At 69.2% G+C, this 17188-nt stretch carries 17 protein-coding genes; 3 read left to right on the forward strand and 14 right to left on the reverse strand.

Annotated elements, in window-relative coordinates; translation table 11 throughout:
• Positions 1-75 precede the first annotated feature (75 nt).
• The 12 genes from J1C47_RS05510 to J1C47_RS05565 form a co-directional block, all read right to left on the reverse strand.
• The gene (locus tag J1C47_RS05510) at positions 76-1449 is read right to left on the reverse strand and encodes a TrkH family potassium uptake protein (protein ID WP_207349710.1); all 1374 of its coding nucleotides are present in this window, start codon (positions 1447-1449) and stop codon (positions 76-78) included.
• A 258-nt stretch (positions 1450-1707) separates the two neighbouring features.
• Entirely contained in the window at positions 1708-3330 is a 1623-nt protein-coding gene (pufC, locus tag J1C47_RS05515) for a photosynthetic reaction center cytochrome PufC (protein ID WP_207349711.1), read from the reverse strand.
• A complete protein-coding gene (gene pufM, locus J1C47_RS05520) occupies positions 3327-4310 on the reverse strand; it encodes a photosynthetic reaction center subunit M (protein WP_207349712.1) in 984 nt (327 codons plus the stop codon). The genes pufC and pufM overlap by 4 nt, the downstream gene beginning before the upstream one ends.
• A 13-nt stretch (positions 4311-4323) precedes the next feature.
• A complete protein-coding gene (gene pufL / locus J1C47_RS05525) occupies positions 4324-5163 on the reverse strand; it encodes a photosynthetic reaction center subunit L (protein ID WP_207349713.1) in 840 nt (279 codons plus the stop codon).
• 82 nt (positions 5164-5245) lie between these two features.
• Positions 5246-5440 carry a light-harvesting antenna LH1, alpha subunit gene (gene pufA, locus J1C47_RS05530; RefSeq protein ID WP_207349714.1) on the reverse strand — a complete coding sequence of 65 codons (195 nt, stop codon included), beginning with the start codon at positions 5438-5440 and terminating at the stop codon, positions 5246-5248.
• Between the two features lie 12 nt (positions 5441-5452).
• Positions 5453-5677, reverse strand: a complete 225-nt coding sequence (pufB, locus tag J1C47_RS05535) for a light-harvesting antenna LH1, beta subunit (protein WP_207349715.1) — start codon at positions 5675-5677, stop codon at positions 5453-5455.
• A gap of 84 nt (positions 5678-5761) precedes the next feature.
• Complete coding sequence (locus J1C47_RS05540; RefSeq protein ID WP_207349716.1) at positions 5762-5989, reverse strand: hypothetical protein; 228 nt, start codon at positions 5987-5989, stop codon at positions 5762-5764.
• Between the two features lie 55 nt (positions 5990-6044).
• A complete protein-coding gene (gene bchZ, locus J1C47_RS05545; protein ID WP_207349717.1) occupies positions 6045-7523 on the reverse strand; it encodes a chlorophyllide a reductase subunit Z in 1479 nt (492 codons plus the stop codon).
• Complete coding sequence (gene bchY, locus J1C47_RS05550; protein WP_207349718.1) at positions 7523-9082, reverse strand: chlorophyllide a reductase subunit Y; 1560 nt, start codon at positions 9080-9082, stop codon at positions 7523-7525. Before bchY ends, bchZ begins: the two co-directional genes overlap by 1 nt.
• 9 nt (positions 9083-9091) lie before the next feature.
• On the reverse strand, positions 9092-10063 hold the full coding sequence (locus tag J1C47_RS05555) for a chlorophyllide a reductase iron protein subunit X (protein WP_207349807.1): 972 nt from the start codon (positions 10061-10063) through the stop codon (positions 9092-9094).
• Between the two features lie 44 nt (positions 10064-10107).
• Complete coding sequence (gene bchC, locus J1C47_RS05560) at positions 10108-11049, reverse strand: chlorophyll synthesis pathway protein BchC (RefSeq protein WP_425354539.1); 942 nt, start codon at positions 11047-11049, stop codon at positions 10108-10110.
• A gap of 49 nt (positions 11050-11098) precedes the next feature.
• Complete coding sequence (locus tag J1C47_RS05565; RefSeq protein WP_207349719.1) at positions 11099-12334, reverse strand: methyltransferase; 1236 nt, start codon at positions 12332-12334, stop codon at positions 11099-11101.
• Positions 12335-12433: 99 nt separating this feature from the next.
• Here J1C47_RS05565 and crtD point away from each other — a divergent pair, with 99 nt between their 5' ends.
• A complete protein-coding gene (gene crtD, locus J1C47_RS05570) occupies positions 12434-14011 on the forward strand; it encodes a 1-hydroxycarotenoid 3,4-desaturase CrtD (protein WP_207349720.1) in 1578 nt (525 codons plus the stop codon).
• A complete protein-coding gene (locus J1C47_RS05575) occupies positions 13975-14844 on the forward strand; it encodes a carotenoid 1,2-hydratase (protein WP_207349721.1) in 870 nt (289 codons plus the stop codon). The genes crtD and J1C47_RS05575 overlap by 37 nt, the downstream gene beginning before the upstream one ends.
• Positions 14845-15059: 215 nt before the next feature.
• On the opposite strand, the gene J1C47_RS05580 is transcribed toward J1C47_RS05575, so the two are convergent.
• On the reverse strand, positions 15060-15767 hold the full coding sequence (locus J1C47_RS05580) for a DUF1013 domain-containing protein (protein ID WP_207349722.1): 708 nt from the start codon (positions 15765-15767) through the stop codon (positions 15060-15062).
• Between the two features lie 297 nt (positions 15768-16064).
• On the reverse strand, positions 16065-16583 hold the full coding sequence (locus J1C47_RS05585) for a lysozyme inhibitor LprI family protein (protein WP_207349723.1): 519 nt from the start codon (positions 16581-16583) through the stop codon (positions 16065-16067).
• An 86-nt stretch (positions 16584-16669) separates the two neighbouring features.
• Between J1C47_RS05585 and J1C47_RS05590 the strand changes: the two genes are divergently transcribed.
• Entirely contained in the window at positions 16670-17155 is a 486-nt protein-coding gene (locus tag J1C47_RS05590; protein ID WP_207349724.1) for a TspO/MBR family protein, read from the forward strand.
• The last annotated feature ends 33 nt before the right edge of the window (positions 17156-17188 follow it).

The following is a 17188-nucleotide window of genomic DNA, read 5'->3' on the forward strand; positions in this document are numbered from 1 at the left end:
ATCGGGCAGCAGCCGGCGCGCAGGAAAGACCCGTTTTCCTTATCCGGCCGGAGGAGCGGAGGCCTTTTCGCAATCCTACACGGCGAGCTCGTTGTCGGCCTCCTCCTCCTCGGTCTCGTCCGGGACGGCGGTCGCGAGGCCGAAGGTGAGGACGCCGAGACGGCCGACGATCATCAGCGCGACGAGGATCAGCTTGCCGATGGCGCTGAGCCCGGTGGTCAGGCCCATGGAGAGGCCGACGGTGCCGATCGCCGAGACCGCCTCGAAGACGATGGCGTCGAATCGTGCCGCCGGTTCCGACAGGCCGAGCAGGAACACCGCGATCGTCAGCGCCCCGCAATAGCAGGCGAGCGACGTCGTCGCGGCCTGGAGCTGGGCCGGCGGCACCTCGCGCTTGGCGAAGCGCACCGAACTGCGCCCCTTTAGCGTCGAGCGGACGAGACCGATCAGCGCTGCGAAGGAGGTGGTCTTCAGGCCGCCGCCGGTGCCGGCCGGCGAGGCGCCGACGAACATCAGGAGCAGGAGGACGACGAGCGTCGCATTGGAGACGCCGCCGACGTTAATGGTGTTGAAGCCGACGGTGGTCGAGGCGCTCATCGCCTGGAAGAAGGCGGCGAGCAGCCGCTCCCAGGCGGGCATGCCGGCGATCGAGCCTTCGCCGAGGAAGATCAGCAGCGTCCCGGCGACGAGCAGCGTCGCGGTCATCTGGGCGATGACCTTGGTGGTGAAGCCGAAATGCCGGGTCTTGCCGATGAACCGGCGGACGATGTCGGTGACGACGATGAAGCCCATCGCCCCGAGGATCGACAGCGCGGCGAGCGTCAGGTTGAGCGGAACGTCGGCGACATAGGGCGCGAAGCTGTCGGAGCGCAGGCTGAAGCCCGCCGTGCAGAAGGCCGAGACCGAGTGGAACACCGCGCTCCAGACCGGCTGGGCCTCGCCGCCCGCCTTGAGGATCGGATAGAGGGCGAGGGCGCCGAGGATCTCGCAGCCGAGGGTGAAGAGCACGACGGAGCGGATGAACAGCGCCGGCGTGATCGAATCCGGCAGCGAATAGGCGGTCCTGGCGGTCTTTTCCTGGGTCGCGTTGAGCCGATCGCGGAACGACAGGAACAGGAAGGACGAGCAGGTCATGTAGCCGATGCCGCCGAGCTGGATCAGGAGGCAGACGAAGACCTGGCCGGTGAAGGTGTAGCTCGAACCGGTGTCGATGGTCGTCAGGCCGGTGGTCGAGACGGCCGAGACGGCGGTGAACAGCGTGTCGAGCGCCGACAGCGGCTTGGCCTGCGAGACGCCGAGCGAAAGCGCGATCCAGCCGGCGACGACATAGGAGAGATAGCCGAGGAGGAGGAGCTTCGCCGGCCCGGCCCGTTCGCGCGAGACCTCTGCCGGCGAGGGTTCGACACCGATGGCCGTCTTCAGCGACTGCAGCGATCTCTGGAGGTTCATGGAACGGGCTTTTCCGGCAACGGTCGGAACGTCGGGAGCCCGGTCCCGGCCCGCCGCCGAAGGCGGGGCGCAGGCAAGGCAGGCGACGCGCCGGTTCCGACCCGGCCCGGACGCAGCCACGAATCATAGGCGGGAGACGGGCTCCGGCCATCCGCGCCGGCGCGCGGTGCGGCAAAAAAGCCCGCGCCGGAGCCGGCAGAGCCGATCCGACGCCGGAGGAAGGCCGGCCGCCCGCCGGGGAGCGGGCGGGCGGCGCGCTCAGTCGAAGCGCGTCGTCGTGCCCTGGGCGGGTCCGTTGCCGGCGGGCGTCGAGGTGCCGCCGCCGGTGGTTTTCTTGGGCGCGGCACCGCCGGCCGGCTCGGGCGTGCCGACATCCTTCTCCTCGGCCTTGCCCGGGGTGTTCTCGGCAGGGAGCGGGTTGCTCGGCGGCTGGCCGGCGGAGGGCGCGTCGGCCGTCCCTTCGGTGCCGTTCTTGCCCCCGCTCTGCTCCATCGTCGTGCCGGGATCCATCTGCGAGGGGGCCGCGCCCTGCGGTGCGTTCTCGCCGGTGGGCGCCGGCGACGGCGCATTGGCGTTCGGCGCCTGCTGCACCGGCTGGACGGTGCCGCCGAGATCGGCGCCGCCGGCGCCCTCGGCGGGCTTTTCCTGGGACTTGTATTCGGCGCCGTTGCCGCCGCCACTGCCGTTTCCGGGCGCGACGGACTGGCCGATCGCCTCCTTCGACACGGGCGCGGCGGAGGGCTTGGGCTGGGCCGCGTCCTGGTCCGGACCGGTGACGGCGACCGGCTTGGCCTCGCCGAGCAGGATCGCCTGCTTCGGGCCGGGATCGGGCGCCTTGCCGTCCTCGGTCAGCCCGACGAGATAGTGGTCGAGCAGCTTGTAGCCTCCGAGCGGCTTGTTGTTGCCGAGGTGGCAGGTGCCGCAATGCGCCTTGGCCGGGTCGCCGAGCGGGCCCTTGCGATTGTCCGGGAAGACGGTCTTCAGCGGCTCGATGTAGTTGGTGTTGACGTCCCGCGCCATGCGGATGCCCCAATAGGCGATCCAGCGGTAGGGCGTCGACTGCGACCAGTCGCGGAAGGCGCGCGAGTTGTGGCAGTAGGTGCAGTTGACGCCCATCGAGTTCGCCATCTGCATCATGAAGAGGTAGAGGTCCTCGGCGTCCTGCTCCTTGGCGACCTCGGCCTTGCCGCTGCGCGAGACCAAGGGATCGCTCGACTGGATCTGGGCGCTGGCGTGCTCGTCCATCAGATATTTGTCGTAGGGAACGTCCGGGAAGAACTGCCGGATGGTCTTGGCCTCGAGATGCCACGGCCGCGGCTTGCCCATGAAGGTGTCGCCGGCGGGCTTGTTCTGCTCGTACCAGGTCCAGGGCGGCACGTTCTGGCCGCGATGGCAGGTGTAGCAGGTGACGCCCGAGGGCGCGACGTGCTCCGGCCACTTCGAATTGATGTGCCGCACCATCTCCAGCATCTTGCGGGCGACCTTCTTGGTGTAGAGGCCGTCGTCGGCAAAGCCCTGGTCCGAGGCGAGGTTGTGGCAGTATTCGCAGCCCTGCTTCGGGGCCACCCACTCGGTGATCGCCAGCATCAGCCGGGTGAATTCGGCGTCGGTCAGATTCCCCAGAACCTGGACGTTCTGGTAGACCTCGCTGGCCTTCGGGCTGCCCTCGTTGTCGGCAGGTTCGAGCGCCGCGGGCCTGACGTCGTAGGGCAGCTGGCGGCTCGCCGCCTTGTACTGCACCATCTCGATCGCGGCGGGGCCGGTCTCGACCGCCTCGATCGGCGGCAGCACCCAGGGCGGGGCGATGAGCCCGACGAGCACCAGGAAGCCGGCGAGGATCCCGACGATGACCGGGCTGTAGCGGACGTGCTTCGTGCTCATTGCATCACACTCCGGGCCGCTTCGTCGGGAATCGGGAAGGACGGATAGACGGATGGGTAGCTGGGCGCGATGCCGTGCTTGACGCCCCACAGATACCAGTTGTCGACGACCGTGCCGGTGAGGAGGACGCCGATCGCCCCGGTGAAGGTGGTGAGCACGGCGAACCACCAGGCCCAGCGGTGGATCGACTCGAAGGTGGCGTTGAAGCCCATCGTCCAGCGCCAGAACAGCGCGCCGCGCTCGGCCGCCGTGCCGCGGTCGACGATCTCCTCGGCCTCCCGCTCGCCGCCGAAGCGCGAGACGGCGAGGATCGTCGCGCCGTGCATGGCGAACAGCATCGTCGAGCCGTAGAGGAAGACGATCGAGAGCATGTGGAACGGGTTGTAGTACCAGTTGCCGTAGAGCACCGAGACCGACGCCGTCCAGTTGAGATGGGTGATGATGCCGAAGGGCACCGCCTCCGACCACGACCCCATCAGGATCGGCCGGAACAGGCCGAGCGACAGGTAGAGGAAGATCGCCGAGGCGAAGGCCCAGCTCGTATGGGTGCCCATGCCGAGCGCTCTCGCCCGGGTGTAGCTCCTGACCCACCACAGGAGGATCGACGAGGTGAGGAAGAAGCCGGCGAGGATCCACCAGCCGCCGTCGCCGAGCGGCACCAGCGGGTTGAGACCGTATTTCGCCGGCGGCGGATCGAGCGACAGGAAGGCGATGTTGCGCACGAAGGCATAAGGGTCCCAGTCGACCGATGCCCACATGTTGAGGCCGATGATCTCGATGGCGATGAAGCCGAAGGCGAGCGAGGCCGCCCCCGACCAGCCGAGATAGAGCGGGCCGAGCTGCGGATCGCCGATCTTGCCGAGCCAGTAGGAGAAGGCCTTCGACTGGATGCGCGTGTCCGAGGAGTGTTTCAGCGGCACGCCGGGATCGAACGGTCCGCGGACCTGGATGCGATTGTAGATGCTGGAATAGGAGCCCATCGTGCCGCCTCCCTCAGTAAGCGATGTTGCCGATGGCGGCAGGGGTCTTCAGGAAGAAGTCGAAGAAATACGGCCAGCCCTTGTCCCAGAAGGGACCGGAAATGATGATGCAGACCGCGCTCCAGAAGCCGGCGTTCAGCGCGAAGAACAGGCCGAGCCGGTGGATGCCGTAGGGGCCGACCGAGTAGCAGATGTAGTCGCGGAAATAGGCGTTCTCGTGCTCGCCGTATTTCACCGGCTCGCCGTCGCCGGGATTGACCGCGGCGAGGATGACGCCGGCATGCAGGCCGAGGAACATCGTGGTGGTGAAGAAGAACGTCACCGCCAGCATGTGCGCCGGATTGTAGTGGAAGTGCAGGAACTGGTAGCCGACGTTCGACACCCAGTCGAGATGCGACATGATCCCGTAGGGAAAGCCGTGGCCCCATGCGCCGAGCAGCAGCGGCCGGATGACGACGAGCGAGACATAGGCGAAGACCGCGAAGGAATAGGCGATCGGCACGTGCCAGCCAATGCCGAGCTTGCGGCAGATCTCTATCTCGCGCAGCGCCCAGGAGAAGAAGGCGCCGCAGGCGCACATGGTGACGAGCTGCCAGGTGCCGCCCTCGGCGAGCGGCGCGAGGCCGAGGCCGTATTTGATCGACGGCGGGTTCACCGAGAAGGCGAAGGGGTTGGTCGCGTCGCCCTGGCTGATGTCGTAGAAGATCAGCAGCGTGCCGAGCAGCGCGAAGAACACCGCCGTGACGCCGAAGAAGCCGACATAGAAGGGACCGACCCAGAAGTCGAAGAGGTCGCCGCCGACGAGCGTGCCTCCCCTGACACGATATTTGCGTTCGAACGACAGCATCGCCATGGCGCTTGTCCCATCCCGGTCCGGCCGAATTTTCGGATTCGGGACGGCGGCGGGCGCCGTCCCGGAGCGTCGCAGATCCGTCTCAGCCGAGCTTCGTCAGCGGCTGCTCGATCTGGCTGGACTGCTGCCCGCCGCCGGGGGCGTTGGGATTGGCCAGCCAGTTGAAGCGTGCTGTCGAGAGCAGGATGAAGTGGATCAGGAGGGCCAGCACCAACAGGAAGGTGAAGAGCCCGATGAGCGCCCTGCGCGGATCGAAGAGAAGCCACATTCTCCACATGGAATCGTCTCCTCAGCTCAGCATCGTCAGGAAGGTCTTCGCCGTGTCGAGGCTCGCCTGGCTCACCTCGGGGGTCTGCAGCCAGGGCCGCCAGATCCAGACGAGAATGTGCGCGACGACCGCGACGGCCAAGAAGACCCAGAAGGAGGTCATGAAGAGTCCGTTGAACTCCTGCGCCTCCCTCTCGGTCATGCCGGAAAGCGTGCCCGCCTCCCGGCCCGTGATGGGGTCTGCCATGTTCCTTTCTCCTTGTTACTGCGGTCTCCGGGCCGGCCGCGCGTGGTGCGCGGACGCCGCCGAAGCTTCTGGTCCCCGCTGCCGCTATCGCATGAAGGCGAAGGGGAGGACGGCGTTGGCCGCGGCCTTGGCGTCGCGGAAGACGGCGAACAGGCCGCCATGTCCGAACTGGGTGGGCCGGAGCCTTGCAGGCACGAGCCGCGAGACGAGCGCGACGGCGAGAAAGATCGGGAAGGTCACCGCGTAGACGAGGCGGTATTCCTGCTGCTCGGCCCGGAAGTTCGACAGGCCGTGGCGTTCGACGAGGCTCATTGCGGGGTCTCCCTGGCTGTTCCTGCGTTCGTCTCTGCGGGGCGGAGGGCGGATCTCACGTCGCTGCCTCCGCGTATGGTCCGGGCACCGCCGCCGCCATGTGACGGGTCTCGACGCTCGCCGAGCCGTCGCGCCTTGCTTCCGTCTCCGCCGCGTCGCGCAGGCGCCGGGCGGCCGAGATCCGCACCAGCACCGGCTGGCGCTCGAGGGCGGCCTGCAGCATCTCGCCGGCGGCGGGCGACCAGAAAAGTTCCGCGGCCCGTGCCGGCCTCTCCCCCGCCGGGCGCACCGGCGTCGGGGCGACGCGGTCCATCTCGGTGCCGAGCGGCAGGATGTTGAAGAGCGCGTCGAACAGCGCGTTGCAGACTTCCTGGACGAGCCAGGTGGCGCCGGAATAGCCCATGAAGGGCGTGCCGGTGTGCCGCCGGATCGCCGCGCCCGGGAAGGACGCCGGAACGAAGACGCCGCGACCGCCCGCCTCCGCCAGATACATGCGCTCGTTGTAGCTGCCGAAGAGGACGAGGGGCGGGGTGTCCCGCACCTTCTGCCGGACCTCGTCGTTCAGGGTCTTCCTGCCGGCGAGGCGGGAGACCGCGAAGCGGCAGGGCAGGCCCATCTCGTCCTGAAGGAAATGCCGGACGCCGCGCGCATAGGTCTCGTTGGCGACGATCGCGAAGCTCGCCGTGCCGAAGAAATCCTGGGTCACCGAGCGCCACAGGTCCCACAGCGGCTTGATCGTCGTGTGCTTTTCCCGCTCGATGAAGGGCTCGGGATCGAGCCCGAGCATGTCGCCGAGCCGGCGCAGGAAGGCGGTGGTCGAATGCAGGCCGATCGGCGCCTGCAGATAGGGCCGTTCCAGCGCCTCGCAGAGTTGGCGTCCGTATTCGCGATAGAGGCAGACATTGGCGTCGGCGAGGACGAGCTTCGGCACGTCCTTCAGATGCGCGCCGAGCGGGAAGACGAGATTGACCTCGGCGCCGATGCCCTCGATCAGCCGGCGGATCTCGTGAAGGTCGGACGGCATGTTGAACATGCCGTAGGCCGGGCCGACGATGTTGACCTTCGGCTTCTCGCCGGGCTTTCGCTCCCGCGGCGCCGGGATCTTCCCCTTCTTCGGCCCGTATTCGGTGAGGAGCCACTTCAGCGCCCGATCGGCACACTGCCACTGATCCTCGTCGATGGTGCGCGGCAGGAAGCGCTTGAGATTGGTGCCTTCCGGCGTCACCCCGCCGCCGATCATCTCGGCGATGGATCCGGTGACGACCACCGAGGGCTGGGCCGGGTCGAGCGTCGCGTGCGCGCGCTTCATCGCCCCTTCGGTGCCGGTCTGGCCGAGATTTTCCTCCGAAAGCCCGGTGACGACGATCGGCAGCTCGTGCGGCGGCAGCGCGTCGGTGTAGTGCAGCACCGAGGTGACCGGCAGGTTCTCGCAGCCGACCGGGCCGTCGACGACGACCTGCAGCCCCTTCACCGCCGAAAAGACGTAGACGGCGCCCCAGTATCCGCCAGCACGGTCGTGATCGAGGACGAGCATCAGACGTCCCCCATCCCGGCATCGTAGGTTGATGCCTTCCTGCCGTTGATCGCGACGTCGGCGCGGCGCTTCGGGGCGACGGGCTTTTGCGGAACGTCCTCCCAGATGCCGGCGGCGTAGTCCTCCCCGACCCCCGCAAAGAACGCCTTCATCGCGTCGAAGCGCGGCTTCGACGCGATCGCGCCGTTGATCACCTCGGCCAGCGATCCCGCGCCGGCAGGGCCCATCAAAGGCCGCGACGAGATGAGATTGGTGAAGTAGAGCGCCGGCGTGCCGGACTGCTTGGCCTTCTGGACGACCGGCGTCGTGCCGATGGCGAGATCCGGCTCGAAGGCCTCGAAGGCGGCGAGATCGTCCTCGAGCGAGGCGCGGAACTTCACCGCGACGCCGCGCGCCTCCAGCCACTCGCGGTCGGCGGCCGACCACGGCGTCTTCGGGCAGGCGGTGCCGACATAGCGAAGGTCGGCGCCGCTCTCGACGAGGAGCCGGGCGACGATGAGCTCGGATCCCTCGTAGCCGGAGAGGGTGATCCGCCCGGTGACGGGCGAGCCGGCGAGCGCGCCGCGGATCGCCGGAAGGATGGCGTTCTGGGCGCTGGCCACGCGGCTCGCCGGCACGGCGGCGGCCTCGCCGATCCGAGACAGCCAGTCGGCGGTTCCTTCCACCCCGACAGGGGCGGAGCCCACCACCGGCCGGCCGGCCGTCTCGAATTCGCGAATGGAGGCGGTGTAGAAGGGGTGGATCGCCGCCGCGACGGTGCAGTCGAGCGCGGCATAGAGCTCGCGCCACTCGCGGGTCGGCACGACGGGACCTGCCGCGAGGCCCAGCGGCTCGAGCAGGCGGCCGATCACCATCGGATCGGCGGGGAACATCTCGCCGAGCAGCGCGACCGACGGCCGGTCGTCCCGGGCGCCCGCCGGCGCCGCCACCGGCCCCTGTTCGGCCTCGCCGCGGGCATAGGCCAGCATCGCGCCGGCGAGGATGTCCTTCGCCTCGGCATGGGTCGGCACGCCGAAGCCCGGCACGTCGATGCCGATGACGCGGACGCCGTCGATCACCTTCGGCAGGAGCCGGAGCGGCACGCCGGAGGCGGTCGGAACGCAGAGATTGGTGACGACGATGGCGTCGTATTTCTCCGGGTCGGCGAGCTGATGCACCGCCTCGCGGATGTCCTCGAACAGCTTGCCGGTGACCAGCGTCTCGGAATTGAACGGGACGTAGCCGACGGTGCGGCGGGCGCCGTAGAAATGCGACGTGAAGGTCAGGCCGTAGACGCAGCAGGCCGAGCCGGAGAGAACCGTCGCCGTGCGGCGCATCCTGAGGCCGACGCGCAGCGAGCCGAAGGCCGGGCACATGGATTGCGGCTGGTCGTGCGGCCCGGACGGATAGTCCTTGGCGTAGCGCGCGAGGATCTCGCTCTGCCCGGCCTTTTCGGCCGCCGCGCGCATCTCGGCCTTGCCGGCGTGGCAGGAGGCGTCGCCTTCGCGCGGCAGCGGGGCTGCCGGCGTCTCGGCGGCGGCGGCGTCCTCGTGCCTTAGTTGGGTGTCGGAAAAATCCATGACCGGGCCTCAGGCGTCGTCGTAGACGACTTCGAGCGACGGGCGGGCGACCACCGGCCGGCCGAGCATGTCGGCGGCGCTCGCCGGCTGCAGCGTCACGCCGCGTCCTGTGTCGGCATCGTCGAAGAGGCCGAGCAGCCCGTCCTGGTCGAGCGGCGTCGGATGCAGCGGCGGCGCTTCGGCGACGTTCACCGCGAGCTCTTCGAACAGCGGCGCCCAGCGCCCGCCCGGCATGCCGACGATCTGGTAGTTCGCGCTCTTTCGCCGGATGTCCTCGTCGGCGGGGATCGCGGCGAGGACCGGGATGCCGACGGATCGTGCGAAGGCCGCCGCCTCGCCGGTGCCGTCGTCCTTGTTGACCACCATGCCGGCGACGCCGACATTGCCGCCGAGCTTGCGGAAATATTCGACCGCCGAACAGACGTTGTTGGCGACGTAGAGCGACTGCAGGTCGTTGGCGCCGACGACGATGACCTTCTGGCACATGTCGCGGGCGATCGGCAGGCCGAAGCCGCCGCAGACGACGTCGCCGAGGAAGTCGAGCAGGACGTAGTCGAAGCCCCAGTCGTGGAAGCCGAGCTTTTCCAGAAGCTCGAAGCCGTGGATGATGCCGCGGCCGCCGCAGCCGCGCCCGACCTCCGGGCCGCCGAGCTCCATGGCGAAGACGCCGTCGCGCTTGAAGCAGACGTCGGAGATGTCGACCTCCTCGCCGGCGGCCTTCTTGGCCGAAGAGGTCTGGATGATCGTCGGGCAGGCCTTGCCGCCGAACAGCAGCGAGGTGGTGTCGGACTTCGGATCGCAGCCGATGAGCAGGACGCGCTTGCCCTGGCTCGCCATCATGTAGGAGAGGTTGGCGAGGGTGAACGACTTGCCGATGCCGCCCTTGCCGTAGATCGCGATGATCTGCGTCTCTTTCGTCGCCGGGCCGGTGGCGACGGGATCAGGATCGCGCGACGCCTCCTCGCGCAGCCGTTCCGCCATGGCGCCCGCGGGGCCGCTGGCACTTTCCAACCTCAGAGCGTTGGTCACGTCGCTCTCCAATCCAGAATCATCTTCAGGCAGTCGGCGTCCTCGAACGCCGTGCGATAGGCGGCCTCGGCATCTGCCGGGCTGCCGCAGTGGGTGACGAGGCCGGCGAGCGACAGGCGGCCGGCGCCGAGCAGCGCCAGCACCGCCTCCATGTCCTCCGGGCGCCATTCGGCGGCGACCTTCATCCGCGCCTCGCGCATGAAGGCGGGCGGGAAGGCGAAGGCGACGGGCTGCTTGTAGAAGCCGGCGAGCACGATCTCACCGCCGCGGGCGAGCCGCGGCACCAGCCGGTCGAGGATCGTCGAATCACCGGAGACGTCGAGGATCTGGCGGTAGTCCGTGCGTTCCTCGTCGGCCGGGTCGATGACCGCGTAGCCTTCGGCGCCGCGTCGCCGCGCCGCGGCGGTCTCCCAGACGAGAGCCCGGCCGCCGAGGGCGACGACGATCCGCGCCGCGAGCCGGCCGAGCGCGCCGTGGCCGACGATCAGCTCCGGCAGGTCGCGGCCGGAGGCCCGGACGGCGTGATGGGCCGTCGCCGCAAGGGCGAGCAGCACGGCGTCGCTTCCGAGCGCCGCGGAAATCGGCACCAGCCGCCCCTCGGGCAATTGGACGGTGGAGGCCGAGGCGCCGAACAGGCCGCGGGCGCCGGCAAAGCCGTTGGACCCCGGCACGAAGACGGTGTCGCCCGGCTTAAGACGCCGCGCGTCCGGCGCCTCGACGACGCGGCCCACCGCCTCGTAGCCCGGCACCAGCGGATAGCCCATGCCGGGAAAGGCGGGCATCTCGCCGGACCACAGCAGCCGCTCGGTGCCCGTCGAGATTCCGGAAGCCTCGATCGCGACGACGACGTCGCCCGGCCGGCGGGCCGAAAGGTCAAGCCGCCGCATGCCGAGCCGGCGGGGCTGGTCGAAGACGATGGCGTCGGAGTGGCTGACCACGGTGAATGACTCCTGGCTTGGTGTCAGTCTAAATTGACACTGTTGGATGTCAAGTTAATCTGACATTGCGGCGCGGAATCTCGCCGACGACGATGTTGGCCGCAACCGGCAGGGCGGTGGAGATTTCCCGCGGCCGGGTGAGGCCGGCGGCGGCCATCAGCCGGCAGATCTCCTCCGGCGTGCGCGGTTTGCCGCGCCCCATCGCCAGGAGGTAGAAGGCGAAATAGACGTCCGCGACCGGCGCCGAGTCGCGGTTGCCGGCCATCGGCTCGGCCACCAGGACGACGCCGCCGGGCTCGAGGCTCTCGCGTGCGAGGGTGAGAAGCCGGATCGCCTCCTCGTCGTCGTGATCGTGGATGATCCGCACGAGGGTGACGAGATCGAACGGCCCGTCGGGAAAGGGCTCGTTGAAGAAATCCCCGGAATGGACGGTGATGCGCCGCCCGAAGCGGGTGTCGCCGATGCGTTTCCTGGCGATCTCCGCCACGGCCGGGACCTCCAGAAGATGCAGCTCGGCGGTCGGATGGCGTTCGGCGACCTTGCGCAGGAAGCGGCCGTCGCCGCCGCCGAGATCGAGGATCTTCTTCGCCCAGGAGATGTCGTAGGAGGCGAGGACCTCGTCGGCGACGAGATCCTGGCTCGACGCCATGAGGTCGGTATAGGCCGCGACGTCGGCCCCCTCGGGCGGCGTGCCGCCGGGATTGGCGGCATAGGGCCAGAGCTTCGACAGCCGCGTGCCGGAATGCTCGCCCTTCAACAGCGCCACCGGATCGCCGAGATCGGCGTAGAAGTCCCTGTGATGGCGGATCATCGCCTCGGCGCCGGGATTGGCGACGAGCGCGGCACCGAGCGGTCCGAGCGCGTAGACCGTCTCGTCGTCGCTGTCGTCCATCTCGACGAGATCGATGGCGTCGAGCGCCCGCAGCAGCCGCTCGGCCGCCGCCGGCTCGAGATCCGTCGCGGCGGCGATCTCGGCAAGGGTGCGCGGTCCCCGCGACAGGTGCTCGAAGAGCCGCAGTTCGACGCCCGCCGCCAGCGCCTGCGAATAGACGAATCCGGCGAGGAGATCGAACAGCCGGCGCGAGCTGCGCCTGGCGAAGGGCCGGGTCAGCCGGAACGAGGCGGCCCAGCGCTGGAAGGCGCGGTCGCCGAGCTTTTGGTTCCGGAAACTCTGCCAGCGCTCGCGGCTCGGCCGGAAATAGCGCCTGATCTCGCGGATGGGGTCCGCCCAGCCGGAAGGCCGATCGGACAGACGGGGCGTGGGCTCTGCTTCGGCGGCCGGCATGGGCGTCAATCCTTGTAGACAGAGACGGCTGTCAATTTTATTGGACAACCGGACGGCCCTCGTGTCAATCTCCCTTTCCAAGGTTCCGAGGAAGACAGGATGCACGTTGCCATCATCGGCGCCGGCGTCGGCGGGCTTGCGGCCGCCGTCCGGCTCGCCGCCGCGGGCTTCCGGGTGACGCTGGCGGAAGCCGCCGACCGGCCGGGCGGCAAGCTGCGCGAGATCGAGGTCGGCGGCCGCGGCATCGACGTCGGGCCGACCGTCTTCACGCTGCGCGACGTCTTCGACGAGATCTACGAAAGCGCCGGCGAGCGGCTCGACGACCACCTCGGGCTGACGCCGTCCGAGACCATCGCCCGGCACGTCTTCGCGGACGGCGCGACGCTCGACCTCTTTGCCGACGCGGCGCGCTCGCAAGAGGCGATCGCGGCGTTTTCCGGCCCCCGCTCGGCCGCCGAATACCGCGCCTTTTCGGATCGGGCCCGGGACGTCTGCGACACCCTCTCGCCGATCTTCATGCGGGCCGAGCGGCCCGCCGGCCCGCTCGGCCTCGTCGCCCGGGCGGGCCCGTCCGGGCTGCCGGCGATCATGCGCATCGGCGCCGAGACGACGCTCTGGAAATCTCTCTCCGCGCAGTTCTCGGACCAGCGGCTCGCCCAGCTCTTCGCCCGCTATGCGACCTATAACGGCTCCTCGCCGTTTCTGGCGCCGGCAACGCTGATGCTGATCGCCCATGTCGAGAAATGCGGCGTCTGGCTGGTCGAGGGCGGCATGGTCCGGCTTGCCGAGGAGCTCGCTTCGCTCGCCGGCCGGTGCGGCGCGACGCTGCGCTTCGGCGCGCCGGTCGCCGCGGTCGAGACGCGGGACGGCCGGGCCTGCGGCGTCCGGCTGGCGAGCGGCGAGACGATCGCGGCGGACGCCGTCCTCGCCAATTGCGACGTTGCGGCGCTTTCCGCCGGAAGGCTCGGCCCCGCGGCGAGAGCCGCCGTCGACGCGCCGCTGCGGCCCGACGAGCGCTCGCTGTCGGCCGTCACGGTGGCGCTGGAGGCGGCGACCGGCGGAAACGCGCTCCTGCGGCACAACGTGTTCTTTTCCGCCGACTATGCGGGCGAGTTCGACGCGATCTGGAACCGGCGGCAGCTTCCCGGGGACCCGACCGTCTACGTCTGCGCCAGCGACCGCGACGATTGCGGCCGGCTCGGCGCGGCGGCGGGCGAGCGGGGCCGCGAGCGGCTCTTCCTGATCATCAATGCGCCGGCCGACGGCGACGACAGGGACTTCGGCGAAGAGGAGGTCGAACGATGCGTGACGGCGGCGTTTTCGAGGCTGCGGGCGTCGGGATTGCGGGTGGATCCGCCAAACTTGCGCCGGATCAGTGTTTCGACGCCCTCAGATTTCGCGAGGCGTTTTCCGGCGACGGGCGGAGCGCTCTACGGGCGGGCCTCGCATGGGTCGACGGCTTCGTTCCGCAGGCCCGGCGCACGAACGAGGCTGCCCGGCCTCTATCTCTGCGGCGGCAGCGTCCATCCCGGGGCCGGGCTGCCGATGGCGGCGCTCTCCGGCAAGATCGCGGCACAGGCCATTCTGGCGGACCGCGCTTCGACCAGCAGGTCCCGCCGGGCGGCTATGCCTGGTGGTATGTGGACGCGCTTTCTGCCGACGGGCAGCACGCCCTGACGCTGATCGGCTTCGTCGGCAGCGTCTTCTCGCCCTATTACCGCCTGGCCGGCCGCCGCCGGCCGGAAGACCACGTGGCGCTCAACGTCGCGCTGACCGGCACCGGGGGGCGGCGCTGGACGATGACCGAGCGCCGCCGCGGCGCGCTGCACCGCGACGCCGGAACCCTTGCGATCGGACCCAGCGCCATGCGCTGGGACGGCAGCGGGCTGACCGTCGAGATCGACGAGGTCTCGCCGCTGGTCCCGCAGCGGGTCAAGGGCACCGTGCGGCTCTATCCCGAGGCGGTGGTGAACCATCCGGTGGCGCTCGACGCGGAGGCGCGGCACTGCTGGTGGCCGATCGCGCCCTGCGCGCGGGTCGAGGTGGAACTGGAGCGGCCGTCGCTGTCCTGGTCGGGCAGCGGCTATTTCGACTTCAACACCGGCGAGGTGCCGCTCGAGGAGAGCTTCCATCGCTGGAACTGGTGCCGCGCCAGCGTGCCGGAGGGGACCGTCGTCCTCTACGATCTCCTCGACCGCGACGACCAGTCGTGCTCGCTGGCGATCCGCTTCGACCCGCGCAGCGGCGTCGCCGACTTCGAGCCGCCGCCGCCGGCACGGCTGAGGAAGAGCTTCTGGGGCATGCGCCGTTCCACCCGCTGCGAGCGCGGGGCGTCGGCGCGGGTGATCGAGACTTTGGAGGATTCGCCCTTCTACACGCGTTCGACCGTCGCCTCGCGGCTGCTCGGCCGCGACGTCACGGCGATCCACGAGAGCCTCGACCTCGACCGTTTCGCACGGCCGGTGGTGCAGATGATGCTGCCCTGGCGGATGCCGCGGCGGTTCTTCTGACCGCCGAACCGGCGAGGCAGGCGGGGGAGGGGCCCGGCGGACCGGAACCGACATAAAGCGTTCCGGTTCGGGGAGACCGCCCGGCAATCGGCACGATCGAAGAGCCGCTGCCCGGGTGTTTGGGATCATAGCCGATGCGCCGGATGCGGCATTCGACGCGCGGCTCGATCAGGCCGGCACCCTTGTGGCGAAAACGGCCCGCCGGCCGGACCGGCTCAGCCCTGCTCGTCCTCGTCGTCGGTGGTCTCGCGGCGCATCGAGGAGAGCTTGGCGAACACCGCCGCCTCGTCGATCTCGTCCTCGTCGCCCGCGGCCGAGCGCTCGGCCGGAGACCAGTTCTGGGTCTGGGCAGCCGAGAGCAGGCGCTCCTCCTCGGCGAGGTCCTCGGCCCGCGGCGGCAGGTCGCGCGTCGCCTTCTCCACTTCGAGGTCGAGATCGATCTGCGAGCAGAGGCCGAGGGTGACCGGATCCATCGGCGTCAGATTGGCGGAGTTCCAGTGGGTGCGCTCGCGGATCTGCTCGATGGTGTTCTTGGTCGTGCCGACCAGACGGGAGATCTGCGCGTCCTTCAGCTCGGGATGGTTGCGCACCAGCCAGAGGATGGCGTTCGGACGGTCCTGACGCTTGGACACCGGGGTGTAGCGCGGGCCCTTGCGCTTCGATTCCGGCACGCGGACCTTCGGCGGCGCGATCTTCAGCTTGTGATTGCCGTCCTTCTCGGCCTTGGCGATCTCCTCGCGGGTCAGCTGGCCGGTGATCACAGGATCGAGCCCCTTGATGCCCTGCGCCGACTCGCCGTCGGCGATCGCCTTCACCTCGAGCGGATGCATCGTGCAGAAGTCGGCGATCTGCTCGAAGGAGAGCGATGTGTTGTCGACCAGCCAGACGGCGGTCGCCTTCGGCATCAACAATTGCTGGGCCATGGATAAAATCCTCCTGTTCGCCCGCCCGGTCGGGGGTGGGCCGTGGATCATCGCAGGATGTCCGGGAATTCGGGGACGATATAAATCGTCGGGCGCATCAGCGCAAGGAAAAGCCGGCCCGGCGCCGCAGGCCGAATTTTGCTTCCATCTGGCGGAATCCGCGCGGCAAATGTCGAAATCGAAGGACCGCTCGCGAAGTCCGCGATCCTCGCGGATTTCCCGAACATGTGACGCGACGCGTGCTTCGGCCGCGGACCCGCGTGTCGATGTCGATCCATCAGCTGCGGGCGCTCTCGTCTAGTTGCCTCCGCCCTCGCCCTCGCCCCCGGCCTCGTCCCGCAGCGCGATCGCCCGCTCGGCGGTCAGCCGGTTCTGGCAGACGGCGAACACGGAAAAACGGATGGTGCCGTCGATGTTGCGGTTGTAGAGCCGGTCGCATTCGGCGTCGCGAAAGGCGATCCAGGCGCGCTGCGCCGTCTTCAGGCTGTCGGCGGCGCCGGCGTCGCCGCCATTCGCCTTGACGTCCGCGTCGTAGGATTTGGCGTCGTCGAGCGAGGCCTGGTAGTTGGCGTTGAGAAGGGCGTCCCAGGCCTTGGTCTCGCGTTCGTAGCAGGCGACGACGTCCTGGTCGGTCGGCGAGGACAGCCCGTCGACGCAGGGTGTGACGACCGCCTCGATGCAGCTCGCCGGACCCTCGCTCGCCTCCTCGACGCAGCCCTTCAGCTGGGCGGCGTCCGCCGCGACGGTCGGTCCGGCCGCGACGGCGGGATGGGCAAAGAGCAGGATGGGCACTAGGATGATCGTGAAACGGCGCATCGGTTCCTGACCTGTTGGGCGATCGACGGCGTTGATCTCCAACAGTTTTTACCCAACGGCAACCGAAATTCGGAAGCGCAAGCGCGATGTCCTCGATCCTCAGCCTCGCCGCCTTCGTCGGCGTCGTCCTTCTGGTCGCGTCGAGCGGCGCGGTGTTCAAGCCCGGCGACTGGTACCGGAGCCTCGACAAGCCGGACTGGACGCCCCCGAACTGGGCGTTTCCGGTCGTCTGGTCGGCGCTCTACGTGATGATCGCGGTTTCCGGCTGGCGGGTCTACGAGGCGGCGGGGCTCGTCGCCGTCCCGTTTCTCGCCTACGCCGTCCAGCTGGTCCTCAATGCGGCCTGGTCGGCGGTGTTCTTCGGCCTCAGGCGGCCGGGCCTTGCCTTCGCCGACGTCCTGGCGCTCTGGGTGGCGGTCGCGGCGACCATTCTCCTGTTCTACCCGATCGACGCCGTCGCGGGGCTCCTCCTGATACCCTATCTGATGTGGGTGACGGCTGCAGCCTGCCTCAACTTCTCGGTCTGGCGGCGCAATCCCGGCGCCTTCAGCGCGGCCGCCGCGAGCGGTTGACCGGCGCCGCCCTCCCGGCGCAGGGAGGCGCGA

Origin of the sequence: Jiella sonneratiae (assembly GCF_017353515.1) — a bacterium.
Lineage (GTDB): Bacteria > Pseudomonadota > Alphaproteobacteria > Rhizobiales > Rhizobiaceae > Jiella > Jiella sonneratiae.